Annotated in this window: 15 protein-coding genes; 7 read left to right on the top strand and 8 right to left on the bottom strand. The window is 57.7% G+C overall.

Annotated elements, in window-relative coordinates; all coding sequences use genetic code 11:
- Entirely contained in the window at nucleotides 1-870 is an 870-nt protein-coding gene (locus tag ATY79_RS09225) for a sugar ABC transporter permease (protein ID WP_210421400.1), read from the bottom strand.
- 130 nt (nucleotides 871-1,000) lie between these two features.
- A complete protein-coding gene (locus ATY79_RS09220) occupies nucleotides 1,001-2,224 on the bottom strand; it encodes an extracellular solute-binding protein (RefSeq protein ID WP_088703612.1) in 1,224 nt (407 codons plus the stop codon).
- Nucleotides 2,225-2,495: 271 nt separating this feature from the next.
- On the opposite strand from ATY79_RS09220, the gene ATY79_RS09215 reads away from it, so the two are divergent.
- From ATY79_RS09215 to ATY79_RS09200, 4 genes are all read left to right on the top strand, one after another.
- On the top strand, nucleotides 2,496-3,158 hold the full coding sequence (locus ATY79_RS09215; protein WP_088703611.1) for a GntR family transcriptional regulator: 663 nt from the start codon (nucleotides 2,496-2,498) through the stop codon (nucleotides 3,156-3,158).
- Between the two features lie 91 nt (nucleotides 3,159-3,249).
- The gene (locus ATY79_RS09210; protein WP_088703610.1) at nucleotides 3,250-4,473 is read left to right on the top strand and encodes a mandelate racemase/muconate lactonizing enzyme family protein; all 1,224 of its coding nucleotides are present in this window, start codon (nucleotides 3,250-3,252) and stop codon (nucleotides 4,471-4,473) included.
- An 8-nt stretch (nucleotides 4,474-4,481) separates the two neighbouring features.
- Nucleotides 4,482-5,555, top strand: coding sequence for a sn-glycerol-3-phosphate ABC transporter ATP-binding protein UgpC (gene ugpC, locus ATY79_RS09205; protein WP_088703609.1), 1,074 nt, complete (start codon nucleotides 4,482-4,484; stop codon nucleotides 5,553-5,555).
- Entirely contained in the window at nucleotides 5,533-6,417 is an 885-nt protein-coding gene (locus ATY79_RS09200) for an SMP-30/gluconolactonase/LRE family protein (protein WP_189637987.1), read from the top strand. Before ugpC ends, ATY79_RS09200 begins: the two co-directional genes overlap by 23 nt.
- Before the next feature lie 321 nt (nucleotides 6,418-6,738).
- On the opposite strand, the gene ATY79_RS09195 is transcribed toward ATY79_RS09200, so the two are convergent.
- Together ATY79_RS09195 and ATY79_RS09190 are read right to left on the bottom strand one after the other, a co-directional pair.
- Complete coding sequence (locus ATY79_RS09195; protein ID WP_088703607.1) at nucleotides 6,739-6,924, bottom strand: DUF3008 family protein; 186 nt, start codon at nucleotides 6,922-6,924, stop codon at nucleotides 6,739-6,741.
- Nucleotides 6,925-7,218: 294 nt separating this feature from the next.
- The gene (locus ATY79_RS09190) at nucleotides 7,219-8,175 is read right to left on the bottom strand and encodes an SDR family oxidoreductase (protein WP_088703606.1); all 957 of its coding nucleotides are present in this window, start codon (nucleotides 8,173-8,175) and stop codon (nucleotides 7,219-7,221) included.
- Between the two features lie 194 nt (nucleotides 8,176-8,369).
- Between ATY79_RS09190 and ATY79_RS09185 the strand changes: the two genes are divergently transcribed.
- Nucleotides 8,370-9,269: a DUF6328 family protein gene (locus tag ATY79_RS09185; protein ID WP_088703605.1), complete on the top strand. Its 900-nt coding sequence runs from the start codon at nucleotides 8,370-8,372 to the stop codon at nucleotides 9,267-9,269.
- A 34-nt stretch (nucleotides 9,270-9,303) separates the two neighbouring features.
- Here ATY79_RS09185 and ATY79_RS09180 read toward each other — a convergent pair whose 3' ends face one another.
- Together ATY79_RS09180 and ATY79_RS09175 are read right to left on the bottom strand one after the other, a co-directional pair.
- Nucleotides 9,304-9,522 (bottom strand): hypothetical protein, encoded by a 219-nt coding sequence (locus ATY79_RS09180; RefSeq protein WP_088703604.1) that lies wholly within the window; start codon nucleotides 9,520-9,522, stop codon nucleotides 9,304-9,306.
- Nucleotides 9,523-9,890: 368 nt separating this feature from the next.
- On the bottom strand, nucleotides 9,891-10,826 hold the full coding sequence (locus ATY79_RS09175) for an ABC transporter ATP-binding protein (protein WP_088703718.1): 936 nt from the start codon (nucleotides 10,824-10,826) through the stop codon (nucleotides 9,891-9,893).
- Nucleotides 10,827-11,556: 730 nt separating this feature from the next.
- Here ATY79_RS09175 and ATY79_RS09170 point away from each other — a divergent pair.
- Nucleotides 11,557-12,534, top strand: coding sequence for a L,D-transpeptidase (locus tag ATY79_RS09170; protein ID WP_088703717.1), 978 nt, complete (start codon nucleotides 11,557-11,559; stop codon nucleotides 12,532-12,534).
- 724 nt (nucleotides 12,535-13,258) lie between these two features.
- Here ATY79_RS09170 and ATY79_RS09165 read toward each other — a convergent pair.
- The gene (locus ATY79_RS09165) at nucleotides 13,259-14,071 is read right to left on the bottom strand and encodes an alpha/beta hydrolase (RefSeq protein WP_088703603.1); all 813 of its coding nucleotides are present in this window, start codon (nucleotides 14,069-14,071) and stop codon (nucleotides 13,259-13,261) included.
- A gap of 376 nt (nucleotides 14,072-14,447) precedes the next feature.
- On the opposite strand from ATY79_RS09165, the gene ATY79_RS09160 reads away from it, so the two are divergent.
- Nucleotides 14,448-14,753 carry a hypothetical protein gene (locus ATY79_RS09160; protein ID WP_189637986.1) on the top strand — a complete coding sequence of 102 codons (306 nt, stop codon included), beginning with the start codon at nucleotides 14,448-14,450 and terminating at the stop codon, nucleotides 14,751-14,753.
- Between the two features lie 153 nt (nucleotides 14,754-14,906).
- Here the strand turns inward: ATY79_RS09160 and ATY79_RS09155 are convergent, their stop codons facing one another.
- On the bottom strand, nucleotides 14,907-15,815 hold the full coding sequence (locus ATY79_RS09155; RefSeq protein WP_088703716.1) for a LysR substrate-binding domain-containing protein: 909 nt from the start codon (nucleotides 15,813-15,815) through the stop codon (nucleotides 14,907-14,909).
- Between the last annotated feature and the right edge of the window lie 46 nt (nucleotides 15,816-15,861).

Raw genomic sequence — 15,861 nt, 5'->3', positions numbered from 1 at the left:
TCACAGAATATCCTCCCGGGCTCGCAACAACCAGTTTTGCACGAAGGCAACCAGGAGCACGACGACGAGCAATACGATCGATAGCGCGCTCGCCAGGCCAAAATGGTATTCCCGAAACAGGGTCTGGATGATCTGCAGGCCAACTGTTCTCGTGGCGCCGTCCGGATCGCCCTTGGTCATGACGAAGGGAAGCTCAAAAGCTTTCATCGTGCCGATCGTCGACAGCATGATGTTGACGGTAAAGCTCGGGGCCAAGAGCGGCAGCTGGATCATGCGAAACCGTTGCCAGCCATTTGCCCCGTCCAACCGGGCGGCCTCTTCCAGATCGGTCGGGATGTTTGCATAACCTGCGAGAAAGATCGCGCATGTATAACCTGTAAACATCCAGACATGCGCGGCGGCAACCAAAAGCAGGGCAGTCGTCGGATCGCCGAGCCATTCATGCTTGAAGGCGCCGAGACCCATGAGGTCAAGAACCGCGTTCAGCCCGCCGCTGAAAGGAGAAAGAATAAACGACCAGACATAGCCAACGATGATGAACGACATCATGGCCGGCATGAACAGCGCCGCGCGACATATGTTGCGTATGCGAGGCATCGCATGCAGCGCAGTCGCGAAAATGAGACCGAGGGTCGTCTGCACCACGACGACGATCGCCACAAACTCCAAAGTCACCCGAAAGGTGTCATAGTATCGCGACCGGGTGAATATCCTGACATAGTTCTCGAACCCGACATAATCGTAGTCGCCGAGACCCGCGGAATTGGTGAAGCTCAGGCGCAGCGCTTCAAAGATGGGAAATATAAAGAAGACTGCAAGCATGAGCACGGCTGGCGCAAGAAACAAGGCCTTCTGGATCCGAGGGCTCAATGTTACCTCCTGTTTTCTGCAAATGCGTCAAGGTCAGCGAGGCTTGACGTAAGTCACATCAAGCCCCAATCGCATTTGGACTTTAAATTGCGATCCCTCCATGATCAGGGGCGCAATCTGATGCAAGATCTCAATTCTGGTCCTCGACGACCTCATCCCATTTGGACAACGTGTCCTTCGGCGAAGCGGACGTGTCGGCGAGGAAGCCCGCCATGGAACTGAAAATTTCGACCTCCACGGCAGACGGCCATTGGCCCACGCCTATCGGATACCAGATCAGTCCGCCGCCGGTGCGCGTTGCCTCATAGCTCGCAGCCAAAGCGGGCGTGCCGGTGGTGCCACCGGTAAATGGGCTGCCTGCAGCTTCACCTTCAAGAAGGATCTTCAGGTTTTCGTCCTTCTTGAAGAAATCGATCCATGTCTTTGCCGCATCCGCATGCGCGGAGTGCTTGGGCAGCGCCCAGCCAAAGCCGAAGAGATCGAAAGCAACGCCCGGAGCCTTCGGGCCGGGCAAAGGCGTGAAGACATAATTGAGCCCGACAACCTTGCTGAATGCCGAAATATTCCAGGCGCCCTGCGGCATCATGGCGAAATGGCCGGCCTTGAACTCCTGAAGACCGGTCGACCATGGATCAACACCCGCTTGCTCCTTGCCCTTGAAGCAGCCGGCCTCTTCAAGCTGATGCACCGTTGCAAGCGCATCGGAAAACGCTTTGCTCTCCCCGAAAGGCGCTTTACCCGAACCGTAATCGTCTGCCGGCGCCTCGCCGGCTGCCAGCCCCTGAGCCATCGCAAAGACCGAGGCCGGGAATCCAGGCGCCATGACCATCGGTTGAATACCGGAGGCGTTAAGCGCCTTGCAGGCCGCCTTCACCTCGTCGACGGTCTGCGGCGCCTTGTCGATGCCCGCCTTTTTCAGCAGGTCCATATTGACGAAATTGCCAATACCGATGACCTCCAGCGGAAAGACGAAATTGCCCTTGCCCTTCGACAGCGCCTCACGCAAGGTCGGGTCGATCTTGGCGAACCAATCGCCCTTGTCGAGTTCGCTCAGCAGTCCCGCGCGCGCCCATTGCCGCATCAGCGCCATATCAGCCATCACGACATCGGGAGAATTCCCGCCTGCAAGGCGCGGTGATACCGCAGTATCGAAATCGTTTCGGCTGACATAGCTCAGCTTGATCTTGATGCCGGGGTTTGCCTGTTCGAACGTCTTGATCAACTCCGGCAGCCCGGCAGGCTCGGCTGCGTTTCCTTTCCAGGCGGCGACCTCCAGCGTGACCTCGCCCGCCATGGCAACAACGGGTACCGAAGCGAATACGCTGGCCAGCAGCATCGATTTCATAGACGGCATAACATCCTCCCTAGGTGTTGAATGCGACGACGACTAACACGATAACACACGATGTCAATCATTTTATACATTTTCGTCAGCCGCATTTGAGTGTGTTCGCCATAATCCCGACCCGGAAAGCGGTAAAAATGTTAAAAATCCCACGCGCCGGCGGTGGATTCGGATGTCGAGCCCTTGATCCGTGACGCCGTCAACTCCATGATAAGACCGTCATTGGAACCGGAAACGGCCAAAAAACCAACAACATCGCCACTTGTAAGGAAATGCGAGCGTGCTCAAGCAGCCAGAATCCACGATCGACAGCGACAATATCTACTCGCGCCTGTTGGAAGATATCGCCACCGGTTATTTTCAAAGCGGCGCCAGACTGAAGATTTCAGACCTCGCCAGCCGCTACGAGACGAGCACGAACCCCGTCAGGGAGGCGCTGCGGGTCCTGCAAGGCGAAGGCTATGTTGAATTCGAGCCCAATAAGGGCGCAATGGTCCGTCAAATAGATTTCGATACTGTGCGCGACACCTATGAAATCTTGAGGATACTGGAGCCTTATTTCGTGGGATGGTTTGCAGAATACGCGGAAGACAAACATATTGATGAACTTGAACAAATTCAGGTTGAACTCGAGGCCGTTTCGGACCCTGTGCGCAATACCATTACCGATCTGGACCATAAGTTTCACAATTACATAGCGGACCTTCATTACAACGAGCGCGCCGCGTCGCTCTGGAAGAGCCAGCGGTCGGCGCTGCGGGTCTTTGCGTCTCGATTGCCGATTGGGCGCAGCCGCTACAAGGCGATTTGCCAGGAACACCGTATGCTGATCGAGGCCTTCCGGAGCCACGATCCCGACAAGGCCTCGGCTGTCATTCGAGCGCACATCGAGCATGCCGGGCAGCATCTTTACGAGCAGATCCGCATGCGTGATCAAAAATAGCACATTATTTTTACAATATCGTGTATTTTAGGATTGCAGGTCTGGCCGATCCGGCATAATAGTTCGCCTCGAGTGCATCAGGGGAGCCGCTATGTCATTCAATCCGCTAGAGCCGTCGATCCCGCTGGAGGGAATTCCGACCCGCATCCGCTCGATCGAGCCAATTTCTGCACGTATCGGGACCCGCAACCAGCTGGTCGTGAAAATCCAATCAGCCGAGGGTGTGGTCGGCTGGGGTGAGGCCGGTTTTTCCGGCCGCGAGCAGGCCGTGGCTGCGGCCATCAATCACTTTGCGGACTTCCTCGTCGGCAAGGACTGTCGCGAGATCGGCCGGCTTTGGCAAGAATGCTACCGTAGCCAGTACTTTGAAGGTGGTCGCGTCATCACCGCCGCTATCTCAGCGATCGATATCGCGCTTCATGACCTGTTGGGCAAGACCTACGGCCTGCCGGTCTATCAGTTGCTCGGCGGCAAGCAGAGAGAGCGCATCCCCGCCTATGCAAGCTGCTACTGCGAAAGTTACGCAGGTGACGCGGGATCGTTCACCGCTGCAGTTCTCGACGAAGTGGCCGGCCTGGTCGAACAGGGCTGGACAAGCATTCGCGTTCCGATCGCCGGCCACAGCGCAAAGGACATTTTCGAACCACGCGAATCGATTGTCGATACCGCAAGGCGCATCGCCGCAATCCGTGAACGGTTCGGCATGGGGTTGATGCTCGGCATTGACTATCACCACCGACTTTCGATCGGCGAGGCTGCCTCCTTCTGCCAGCGACTGCAAAGGGGCGCACTCGACTATATCGAGGAACCAATTCGCGACGAAACACCTGAGGCCTATCGTGAGCTTCGCCGGCTTTGCGACGTGCCATTCGCCATTGGGGAAGAATTCAGCTCCAAGTGGCAGGCAGCCCCTTATATCGAAAGCAACCTCACGCAATATCTGCGCATCGATATCAGCAATATTGGCGGCTTTACCGAAGCCATGAAAGTGATTGGCTGGGCAGAAATGCACTATATCGATCTGATGCCGCACAATCCGCTTGGAGCAATCTGCACGGCGGCGACCGTCCACATGTCGGCTGCAACCGCCTTGTTCTCCTATACTGAAACCCATCAGCTTCCCAATTGCCCGCTCGGGTTCCACCATCCCGACATCTTCCCGCTCCAGCATCAGCTTGCCGGCGACGGCTATCCGGTTCTGGACGCGCCCGGACTGGGCATCGAGGTCAACGAGGAGGCGCTGCGCAAGTCCGAGGCCCTGAACTGGAACCCGCCGTTTCTGCGCAGGCGCGACGGCTCGTTGACGAACTGGTAGGCAAAGCCATGTCCGCTGTCGAGATTCACAGCCTTTCCAAGGCGTTTGGCGGGCTGAACGTCCTGCACAACATCGATATCAAGGTGAACGAAGGCGAATTCTGCGTGCTGGTCGGGCCTTCGGGGTGCGGCAAGTCGACGTTATTGCGCACCATCGCCGGCCTCGAACAAAGCACCTCCGGACGCCTGAAGATTGCCGGCAATGACGTGACTGGCGTCGATGCTGCGCAACGCGGGATCGCCATGGTGTTTCAATCCTATGCGCTTTACCCGCATATGAGCGTGCGTGAAAACATCGGCTTTGGTCTTAAAATTGGGAAAGTCCCCCAACATGAGCGTCGCGAACGCGTCGACGAAGTCGCCCGTATTCTCAGATTAGGGGACTATCTGGATCGCCGCCCCAAGCAGTTGTCGGGCGGACAGCGCCAGCGTGTGGCGATCGGGCGAGCGATCGTCCGGGAGCCCAAAGTGCTTCTTTTCGATGAGCCTCTTTCCAATTTGGATGCCGAGTTGCGGGCCGAAATGCGGATCGAAATCGCCAAGCTGCACAAAAGGTTGAAGGCAACCATCATCTACGTGACACACGACCAGGTCGAAGCCATGACGCTGGCCGACCGGATCGTCGTTCTGCGCAAGGGACATGTCGAGCAGATTGGCTCGCCCATGGAGCTTTACCGATCGCCCGCCAACAAGTTCGTCGCCGGCTTTATCGGGTCGCCGCCGATGAACTTCCTCGAAGCCGTCGGCAGCGACGATCAAATCCACTGCCCATCGTTGCATCGGACATTTTCCTTCAAGGTGCCGAAGCCTCACGCTGCAAGCCGCTACTGGCTTGGCGTTCGCCCAGAGCATATCACCCTGCGCGATGCAGACGGGAAGTTTGCCGTCGATATCGTCGAAAAACTCGGTGCAGCGACCGTCGTCCATCTTCAGGCGGAAAACGGCGAGCGCGTGATCGTCAGCCATCCTTTTGCCGATGCGCCGACGCCCGGTCAAAAGGTCTCGATAGGGCTGGAGACCAATTCCCTTCATCTTTTCGATCGTCAAACGGAGGGCGTCATTGCAACCGGTCATCACTCCTGAACTGCTCGCATCCCCGATAGCCCGGCTCGGAGAAGGGCCCGGCTATGACCCCGCGACAGACACAGCCTGGTGGTTCGATATATTGGCCTGCAAGCTCTTTATGCTGCGTCTTGGGAGCCGCGAGGTGGACGAGATCGTGCTTCCCGGAATGGCAAGCATGATGGCGCTCACCAAAGACGGCCGCCAGATCATCGCAATGGACGAAGGACTGTGGCTAAGAGATCCGGCAACGGGGAAACTGTCGCGCCATGTCGTGCTGAATGCGGGCTCGGCGTCCGGCATGAGGACGAATGACGGTCGTGTTCACCCCAGCGGCTCATTGTGGATCAGCAGTATGAAGCACGAACCGGAAGCCGGAAGGGCCCATGTAGACTTGGTTCGTGGAAGTCAGGTCAAGCGCCTGTTTTCAGGGCTGACGATCCCCAACTCGATCTGTTTTTCCCCCGACGGTTCGGCCGGGTTCTTCGCTGATACGAGGGAAGGAATAATCTATCGCGTACCTCTCTGTCCGCAAACCGGCGACGTTGTCGGCGAGCGCATGATCTTTCATGATGGGCGTAACCGCCCTGGTGGGATCGACGGTTCGGTCATGGACAATAACGGGTACCTCTGGAACACCCGTTGGGGAGCAGCCGCCCTCGACTGCATCGCACCCTCCGGTGAGCTATTGCTAAGTCTCAAGGTGCCTGTCACCCAACCCAGTTGCCCGACGTTCGTCGGAAAACAGGCTCAGGGCATGCTGGTCACGTCCGCCTCGATTACTCTTGCCGACGACAACGTCCAGGGAAGATCAGTCTTTTATCCCGACGGGTTCAACGGTGTGATCGATCCCAATTTTGCGCTTCACAATGAGCCTTTCTGAACGAGCATGTTCGCAACGAGAACATCCCATTTGGGGCGGAGAAGCGGCTCTGGAGGACGAGACCATTCTCGCTCGCAGCCGTTTCTGGGCCATGCATATTCCCGGTTTGTCCGATCTGGATTCGCCAGGAGTGATCGGGTCTTGGAAGATTTGCAAAATTGAGATCGGCTAACGCATCAGGCGGGGCGGCGCCATCGGTAACGATCCAGAGGGCAGTCGGTGCTACCTCCTGATCTCAAGCCTTCGCATGAGATGACGACTTCCCCTGTTGTCCAGAGAAGCCGCTGGCACAAAGGCACGCTGCAAACGGCGTGCACGCCGTTAGTGTGAAGCGCGTTCTGGCTTTCCTTTGCGCTTTGTCGCGGCGAATTCCTCGAGCTGTTTTTCGCTCATGGTGTCGACCATCTCCTTGGAGGCGCCCTTGAGCCTGCTCTTCGATGTTTGGCCACGCTTTGCTGCAAGGGCGGCCCCAGCGGCTTTCTGCTGCGCTTTGGATTTTGCGGGCATTTGGTTTCTCCTTGTCTGAGGAAGAAGGAACTGTTCGGCGCTGACAAAGTTCCAACTCGGAGCGAGGTGATGAGCGAGCAAAAAGCACCTCCTTTTTCATACGAGGACTGCCTTGCTTGTGATGCCACCACCTGAAGTCTACGGCCGGACCTACGTGGCACTCAGCAGTTCGATGCGTATCCGCGCCGTCATTGGCTCTGTCGCCGGCAAATTTGGCCCGTTATTATCGCTCGCCCGAAGATAGGCTGCGCGTCCACGGGGACACAGAACCCCCGCGAGCCTCGAACAATTGCGTCAATATCCGCCAACGACTGGAAGGATCTCGCCGGTAATGTAACTCGACATCTGCGGTGACGCGAGAAACACGTATGCCGGGGCGATTTCTTCCGGCTGTGCAGGGCGCTTCATCGGCGTCTTTGATCCGAATATCTGCACATCTTCGGCTTCCTTGTCCGAAGGATTGAGCGGCGTCCAGACTGGTCCCGGCGCAACGGCGTTGACGCGTATGCCCCTTGGCACAAGCTGTGCTGCAAGCGAGCGCGTAAACGCGTGAATACCACCTTTTGTCATGGAATAGTCAATCAACTCCTTGGATCCGTCGAGACCCGTGACCGAACCCGTGTTGATGATCGCAGCGCCGCTCTTGAGATGCGAAACGGCCGCCTTTGCCATGTAAAAATAGCCATATAAGTTTGTCTTCAGTGTCTCGTCGAAGTGCTCGTCGCTGAGGTTTTCGATGGTCCGGGCATGAACCTGAAAGGCGGCGTTGTTAACGAGGACGTCGAGATGCCCGAATTGCATTACGGTCTTCTCAACTGCCATACGGCAAAAGCCGGGATCCTTGACATCGCCGCGGATAACGAAGCACTTCCGTCCCTCTTTCTCGACCGCCGTTCTGGTTAATTCCGCATCTTCAGCTTCATCGAGATGCACGATGACGATGTCTGCGCCTTCGCGGGCAAACAGGATGGCCACTGATCGCCCGATCCCGGAGTCTCCGCCGGTGATAAGCGCTACCTTGTTCTTCAGCTTTTCCGATCCCCTATAGAACGGCGCATCGCACATTGGGGCCAATGGAAGATCGGCTTCCGACCCTGGTTTGTCTTGGTGGATCTTCGGCAATGGTGGCTCGGGATAGTGACGGGCTCCGGCTTGCATTGCTCCGGACGGCTTTGATTTTGCCCTCTTGTCTGCGTCTTCGACTTCCTTCTGGATCTCTCGCTGCTTCTGGGCGGTGGCTTTCGATGACATGGGTTCCTCCTTCGTTGAGAAGGTAGAACTCCGAACCGCCCGAAAAGTTTGCAGTGATCTCGGAGTCGCCCATGTTCGCCGGATGTCGGCGCTGCGGCTCGCACGGTGTTCTCGAAAAGGACCGCGGGAACAATTGCCCGATGCGCCTGTTGTAGCTTAGCCGTTCGCTTTTGCGTGCAAGAAAGGTCGAGCAGGTGTCTCTGACCGATAAAACGAAGACGGCTCTGGACGAGTTGCGCATGCTGATACTAGGCGCGCAAATCCTGCTTGGCTTTCAATTCCAGGCGCCGTTTCAAGACGCGTTCTCCAGTCTAAGCTTCCTAGAGAAAGGGATCGAAGTGATCGTCCTTTGCCTCATGGTCATGATCATCGGACTTCTGATTACACCGAGTGCGCGCCATCGGATTGTGGAGCGAGGAGAAGCGACTTCGGGCTTCAACGGTTTCGTCACGCGGATCTCCCTGCTGGCGCTTGCCCCATTTGCCCTTGCGCTCGGATTGGATATCGGCGTTGCCGTTAATCGCGGCCTTGGATTAACGGCTGGGGTCGCAGCGGGCCTCCTCGGAGGCCTCGCGGCAATCGGGTTGTGGTACGGCCCACTACTTCGCGACGGCAAAGGAGATCTCAGCATGGCTACCTCCGACGAAAAGACACCGACCGTCGCCAAGATCGATTATGTGCTGACGGAAGCCCGCGTGGTATTGCCCGGTGCCCAGGCGTTGCTGGGCTTCCAGCTTGCAATTGTCCTGACGAGCGGGTTTGCCGATCTTAGCACCTCAGCAAAAGCGTTTCATTGCGTCGCCCTTGGTGCGGTCGCACTTGCGACCATACTTCTGGTAACACCCGCAGCATATCATCGCATCGTTTACGACGGCTCAAACGTGGCGGAGTTCTATCATATCGCGAGCCGCTTTCTGCTTGCTGCCACGGTCTTTTTGGCGTTGGGTTTAACGGCCGATGTTCACGTCGTGATTGGCAAGGTTACCCAAAGCCAGGTCTTTGCGAATGCTACGGCGGCTGTCGCCGCTCTCATGCTGTTCGGATTTTGGCATCTCTGGCCGTGGTGGAAACGTGTTCGGCGAGACCGTGTCTGACGGACCAGGCGCCTCGGTGAGGAATGAGAAGCCCTTATTCGCGCGTAGCCCCTGCCAACAGCGCCAATTGTTTTGGCTCGCGCACGCCTTGCCGGTATAGCTCGATAATGATGGCAGCCAGGCGCGACACGGCGTCCTTGTCATTCTCGATGCCGTAGCGCTGGCAAATGTCATCAAGGACGCTATTGCAGGCGGCGAGGTCTTCCGACGTCAGCGGTTCGTCGCGGCGGTTCTTTTCCTGTGTTTCGAACATGGTTCAACTTATGAACGATACGTCGTCAATTGCAATGAGAAAGCATGGTCTCAGGATGCACCTGAAGTCCCGCGCAATTGGCAGCCGCCCGGGAAGCCTATCGCGCGCGCCCGGCAGGCTAGTAAGGCGCAAGGATGGCACGGTTGCCACCTAAACCTAGCATCGCAAAATGCAGGTCGATCTAGCGATGCAAGCCTTAATTGCTTCCCATCTTGGGCCGGTGGTCACCGAGCACTGTGCGTTCTTGACCGCTGCCCGAAAGGACTGAAACTCCTTGTGCGCGTCTTGCCCAAGGCTAGCGGACCCGTTGGGCATTGGCTTGACCAAGCTCAAACCGGGGTCGGAAACCAGAACCCGACGTCCAGCCGCTATCGCGATACCGCAGTGGCGGAACTTCCGGCGCTGTTTGCATCGCGAATGAGCCCGTACTTGACCTGAGTCATCTTGAGGTCGCGGTACCAATCGACGAGCGCCCCCCAAGGATCTGCGATCTTGTTCAGCCCCGTGATGAAGGCAACGACCGTTCCGATCTCGATCCTGCCCATTATGACGTAGTATCCTCCAAGCGCGAATATCGCGGCATAACCGAGATGGAACATCAGGTTCATCAGGAAATTGAGCGAGTACTTCAGCTTGTAAATATTCATATTCGTCGAAAACAACCGTTGCACGCGGCTCGCCTGATATTGTGGCGCTTTCGGCGACATGTGTTTCACCATCCCGTCGCTCAGATGGCGCATCACAGTGATCTTCGTCTTGACACGCTGATTGATGAGGCTCTGCATGATGGGGACCAGAGCCGCCTGAGGGACGAACACTGCGAGGACTGCCAGTGCAAGAAACGGCTGAAGATAGATCATGTAACTGCCGACGGCCAGGAGAATGCCCGCTTGAAGCACGGGCTCGGAGATACTCGTGCCGACGAACCCCCCAACGGGTTCGGCCTCCGCAAGCACAATCGACATCTCGACGCCTTCTGCCGGTGTTGTCACTTTATCAGCGTGCCGGTTGCCCGTATCGAGCACGGCCATGCGAAGCCAGCGAATAGCCACTTCGCCGATAAAGCCCCGGTAGATGTTCAAACCGAGCTTAATTCCGCCTTCGCTCAGGACAACCGCGACGTAGGCGAGTACCAGTTTGAGAATGGCGCTCAAGCTCGATCCCTGGGTTGCGCCGTTGACGATGCGCCGCTGAATCTCGAGCGGCAGGATGCCGACGGCAAACAAGAGGATAGACAACAGCAGCAGAGCCGCCTGATGGCCACGTCCCATCATCAAGATGAACCCGATGAGTTTGCGCGGCATCGCACGTTCTCTGCGGGGTCTTGGCTTCGCCCCCGGCTCGTCGGCCAAGGACGCATCGTGCCGCGGAATGTCTCCTCTGATCATGACATCCTCCAGTCAGGACATCCACCAGATGTCTGCTTCACGTTTCAATAACGCATAGCAATCAGAAACGGTCGATCGGGATCGCCGTTATGCAGAGGTCAGGATCTGATATCGGCCTCCGACGTCGATCACGTTGATCGCTACTCATCGTCCTTCACCGAAATCTTTTGTGGTTTATCGACGATGCGTGTCATGCCGTTTCCATAAGTCTGGAGTCTGGGAGGCGTCCTACTTGGGCTGGTGGACTGCGCCAAGCAGTGGGCTCTCCGCCACAATGATCTGGTCTGACGGACTGCGTAGTGTCGCTCAATAATTTAGCGGTTGAAACGGTCGTCAGGCGTTTTTGAAATGTGATGGGAACCGGGCAGAGGTCGCCCGTTGACCGGGCGCGAACTCGCCATTCGCAAAAGCACCCTCGAACGGATCATACACAAAGGCGAGGCGCCGAAATGAAGAAGGGCGTTCAGATGCTGCCAGCTCCCGTCCTCGCCCAAAAACCGCCGCATAGGATGTCATCGCCTCGCGTAGCACGCCAGCAAACTGGTGTTCGCCGCAGCAGCCAGGACAGCCTGATTCTCAATCACCATAGCCTCATGCGGGCGCATGAATGACGGAACAAGTTCCTCGCCAGTCGCTTCTTTTGTTCATGAATAATACATTCTGCCTCGTACCCATCTTTTCTCTGATCCTGGCTGGCGCAGCTGCCGCAGCACCGCTCAAAGCGCAAGAGGTCAACAACGCTGCCATCAAGACGGTATCGACTGACCGGCTGGCCAACTCCCGATCCAAGTTTGATCCCGCGATCGTTCATCTGCAGGTGCTTCTCGACCGCGCCGGCTCGTCTCCCGGAGTGATCGACGGTCATGACGGTGAAAACCTCCGCAAGGCGATTGCCGGATTCGAGCTCACGCAACATCTTCCGGTCGACGGAAAGCTGGATCCGGACGTCATTGGCAGGCTTCCCGACGACGCTCCCGCCATACAGCCGTATGTCATATCGGAAGACGACGGAAAGGATCTCGTGGAGAAGATTCCGAAAGATTATGCCGAACAGGCCAAGATGCACCACCTTGGCTATACGAGCATCGCGGAAAAGCTCGCCGAGCGTTTCCATATGGATATCAACCTCTTCAAGGCTCTCAATCCCAACGCCCCCATTGCTGTGGGAGAGACGGTTTCCGTGGCCATGCCCGGTGCCGCGCGCTCCGGCGAGGCAAAAAGGATCGAAGCGCACAAAAAATCAGGGCAAGTCTTGGCCTTTGCGGAAGATGGCACGCTGCTGGCCGCATACCCTGCCACGATCGGCAGCGAGGAATCGCCTTCGCCAACAGGAACCCATAAGGTCAAGGGCGTCGCGCGGATGCCGACCTACACGTATAATCCGAAAGTCAACTTTCAGCAGGGCAAGAACAGGACGATACTGAAACTGTCCAGCGGACCGAACAACCCCGTTGGCACTGCATGGATCGATCTGACCCAACCCACTTATGGGATCCATGGAACACCCAATCCAGAACTCATCGGCAAGGCCGGTTCTCATGGATGTGTCCGGCTGACGAACTGGGATGTCGAAGAGTTGGTCGGAATGGTCAAGCCCGGCGTTGTCGTCGAGTTTTTCGACTAATTGTCACTCGCGGCGCCGATTGCCGATGATAGATTGGACCTGTTTCGGACGGAAACCGCTCGCATTTGCTTGTTGGGCCCTTTCTGATGATCCTCTGATCGGCGGTCCTTTCGCTAAACAGGCGAAGAACACTACCGAAAGTTAGATCATCGGCGTAAATGGGCGCTCGCCCGAACAGGACGCGGTTAAGACCTTCGAGAAGTCTGCGAGCGCCATCGTCGACGAATACTACCTCGAGGGACACGTTTCGTATCCTCTGCATTTGGAACATCTGTGCTCAATGCACCGCCAGAATCGATCTTCATAAGAACTTTTTCTCGGTCATCGAAATTCATGGAATAGGATCGAATTTCATGAGAGCTTCTCTCCCAAATCCATTTTCATAAGCGGATATCGGGATTCATGCAGCAGGGACAAAGAAAGCGCCGTCAGTATTTTTCACAGCCGCCGGATGCCGGAAGCCGCCATCCCTGTCGGCTATGCGGCCCTGATCGATGCCTTTGAATTACTCGCGCCTGTGCCAATCAACCTGTCAGCGATCGGTCCGCGCCACAAAGTCTATCAGGCCGAGGGTTGGAACATTTATACCCCGCGCTGAGATCTAGTTCATCAATCTCGGAGCGAAAAAGGTGCTGAATTGGCAGGCAACGATTTTGTTCCCCTCGGTCCGAGTTGGCTTCGCCTCCCAGTGTTACCCGGAAACCGCTCCCGTCGGTGACGGGATTTAAGCCCCGTTTCCTTTCAGCGCTTCGACAAAACGGATGACGTCACCGACCATCCTATCGTTGAAGATATCGTTGTGACCCGCAGCGTCATAGATCAACATCCGCTTGGGCTCGGGTGCGATGCGGTACAATGCCTCCCCTGAGGAAAGCGGGATGCTATCGTCAAGCCGGCCGTGGAGGAACAACTTCGGTTGTCTTACTTTGGTGATGTTGAGGTCCGAGCGAAAGCGATCCTTGAGAAGAACCTCGACCGGGAGGAACGGATAATGTGTCTGCGCAACCGACAGAACCGACAGGTACGGAGACACAAGAATGACGCCAACGGCCGGCCTCTTCCCGGCCGTGTTCACAGCAACGCCAGTGCCAAGTGACCGGCCCAACACAACAATCTCGCTTCTGGTACGTGCCGAAAGCCAGTCGAACGCGGCGATGCCATCCGTCAGTAGCCCCTGCTCGCTGGGTGAGCCGGTCGATCCGGGATAGCCGCGATAAGAAATCACCAGCAATCCAATGCTTCGCGTGGCCAGCGCCTGTGCAAGAAACTCGTAGTTATTGACGCGGTCACCGTTTCCGAAAAAGAGGAGCACGCAGGGTTTGTCGTCGTCGCCCTGGCTGTACAGTCCCTGAAGCATCTCTCCATCGGGCGTCTTGATGTGGACCGTCTCGCCCCAACCCGCGTGTTCCGCAATAGGTGCGGCGCCGGCTCCGGGATAAAGCAGGGCTCGCTGAGAAAGATAGACCAGACCGACAAGTGCCATGTAGGCGATGACCGCCATCAGCGGCAAAATCAGCAAGTACTTTGTAGTGCTCACGACAGAATGTACCCGCCGATTTGGCAATGCTAAAGAATTCTTTGCAGCGAACCGCGGCCCGTTGCGGCGTGGTGTGCCCAGCCTGGCAGCAAATATATGCACAAAGCATCGCCATAGAGAAGAGGTCGACACGACGATCGTCCCCAACGACACCTCTGCGTCCCTGCCAGAAAGCTGATGCCATCCTGTTGATCTTCAACACAGCCTGTTCGCCGCATCTGACGCCGTTCGAGGAACTGGCTATCTCCGTCCATCCATCGGTCATCGCAAGAGACGTGAATGTGCATGGAAATGAGCGCTTACGAACAAGGGTAGCCGCAGGAGCCGCAGCATAGCGGCCGCCAACGAGGCCGAATAGACTGCTCCCGCCCCTGCGTTGGGCATTTGCCGCTTTTCGGCGGCGATCGTCCAGGCATGGCGGGACGTCTTCCGCGAAGCGCTCCAGCGCGGCGGCCGCATGTGTCTTTGCGGCGCCATGGCGGCGACCTCGCACGATCTGGCAGAGGACGTCCGCCAGGAGGTGAAACGGTTCTTGCTGCTCGGCATCGAGAAGCTGATGAAAGCGGGCCTAAGCGGCGATGCTGCTGTCCAAGCGCTCGTGACACTCGAGGGCGCGATGCTCGCGGCCACTCTCCTCGATGATCCAGCTCTATTTGAGCAAGGGACTGCCGCTATCGTGTAGGATCCTTCGAGGGACGCCGACGGCCTTGGGGGATTCACCCGGCCTTGGCAGCTATCGCGCGCCCCTCGAACGACCTTTCCAGTCGAGGCAAAGCCAATATCCTGCAGCGGATTGCGACGCTATCGGGAACCGACGGCGGGCCTGCTTAAGAGATCAACGCGCGTAACTTTTCCAGAGCCACTCGTGGAAGGCAGCGACCTCGTGGCGCCGCAGCGCCTTTGGGGCGGCGACGATGTAATAGGCCCATTTCACCGGCCAGCGGATCTGCGGCAGCAGGTGGACGAGGCGGCCGCTTTCGAGTTCCTGGACGACCAGCGCCTTGCGCACCAGGGCAACACCGCGCGCGGCAATCGCCGCCTGGATCACCGCGGCGGTGGAATTGATCTTCAGGCCGCGCTCGGCCGGCACCTGGTTGGCGCCGGAACGGGAAAGCCAGTCTGCCCATGACGGGAAGTCGCCGCCCGGATGCGGCGTGCCGTCGTGAATCAGCGTCTGTTCGGCGATCCAGCCGGCGGTGACGTCGCGGCCAGCCGGCAGCAGCCTGTTATGGCAGACGGCGATGATCTCCTCGCCCATCAGGAAGGTGGATTTGACGCCCTTCCAGGCACCGAGCCCGCAGCGGATGCCGATATCGGCTTCGCCCTGGGCAAGATCGATGACCCGGTCGGAGACGTCAAGCCGGACGTCGATGTTCGGGCAGCTGGTGGAGAAATCGTCAAGGCGCGACAGCAGCCAGTTGGCGACCAGCGCCTGCGAGGCCGTGACCACGACGACGGCGCGCGCCTTGCGGCCGCGCAGCTTGCGCAGGCCCGCCTCCAGCAGGTCGAGCCCCTCGGCGATATCCTCAAGCGCATCCTCGGCCTCGTCGACCGGCGTCAGGCGTTCGGTGCCGGAGCGGCTGCGCTTGAACAGCGGATAGCCTACCCAATCCTCCAGCGAGCGCACGAGCTGGCCGACGGCCGGCGGCGTCACGTCGAGTTCGCTTGCCGCGCCGACAAAGCTGCCGTGTCTTGCCGAGGCCTCCAGCGCCTGGAGCGATCGCAGTCTGGTCAGGTTTCTCATCGCGCTCACGACAAAGATTTTCTTTCTATACGGTATGGCCGGTTTT

The sequence above is a fragment of the Rhizobium sp. R693 genome, assembly GCF_002211315.1.
In the GTDB taxonomy this organism is placed as follows: Bacteria; Pseudomonadota; Alphaproteobacteria; order Rhizobiales; family Rhizobiaceae; genus Rhizobium.
Note: the sequence above shows the minus strand (reverse complement) of the source record. Positions and strands in the feature narration are given on the sequence as shown.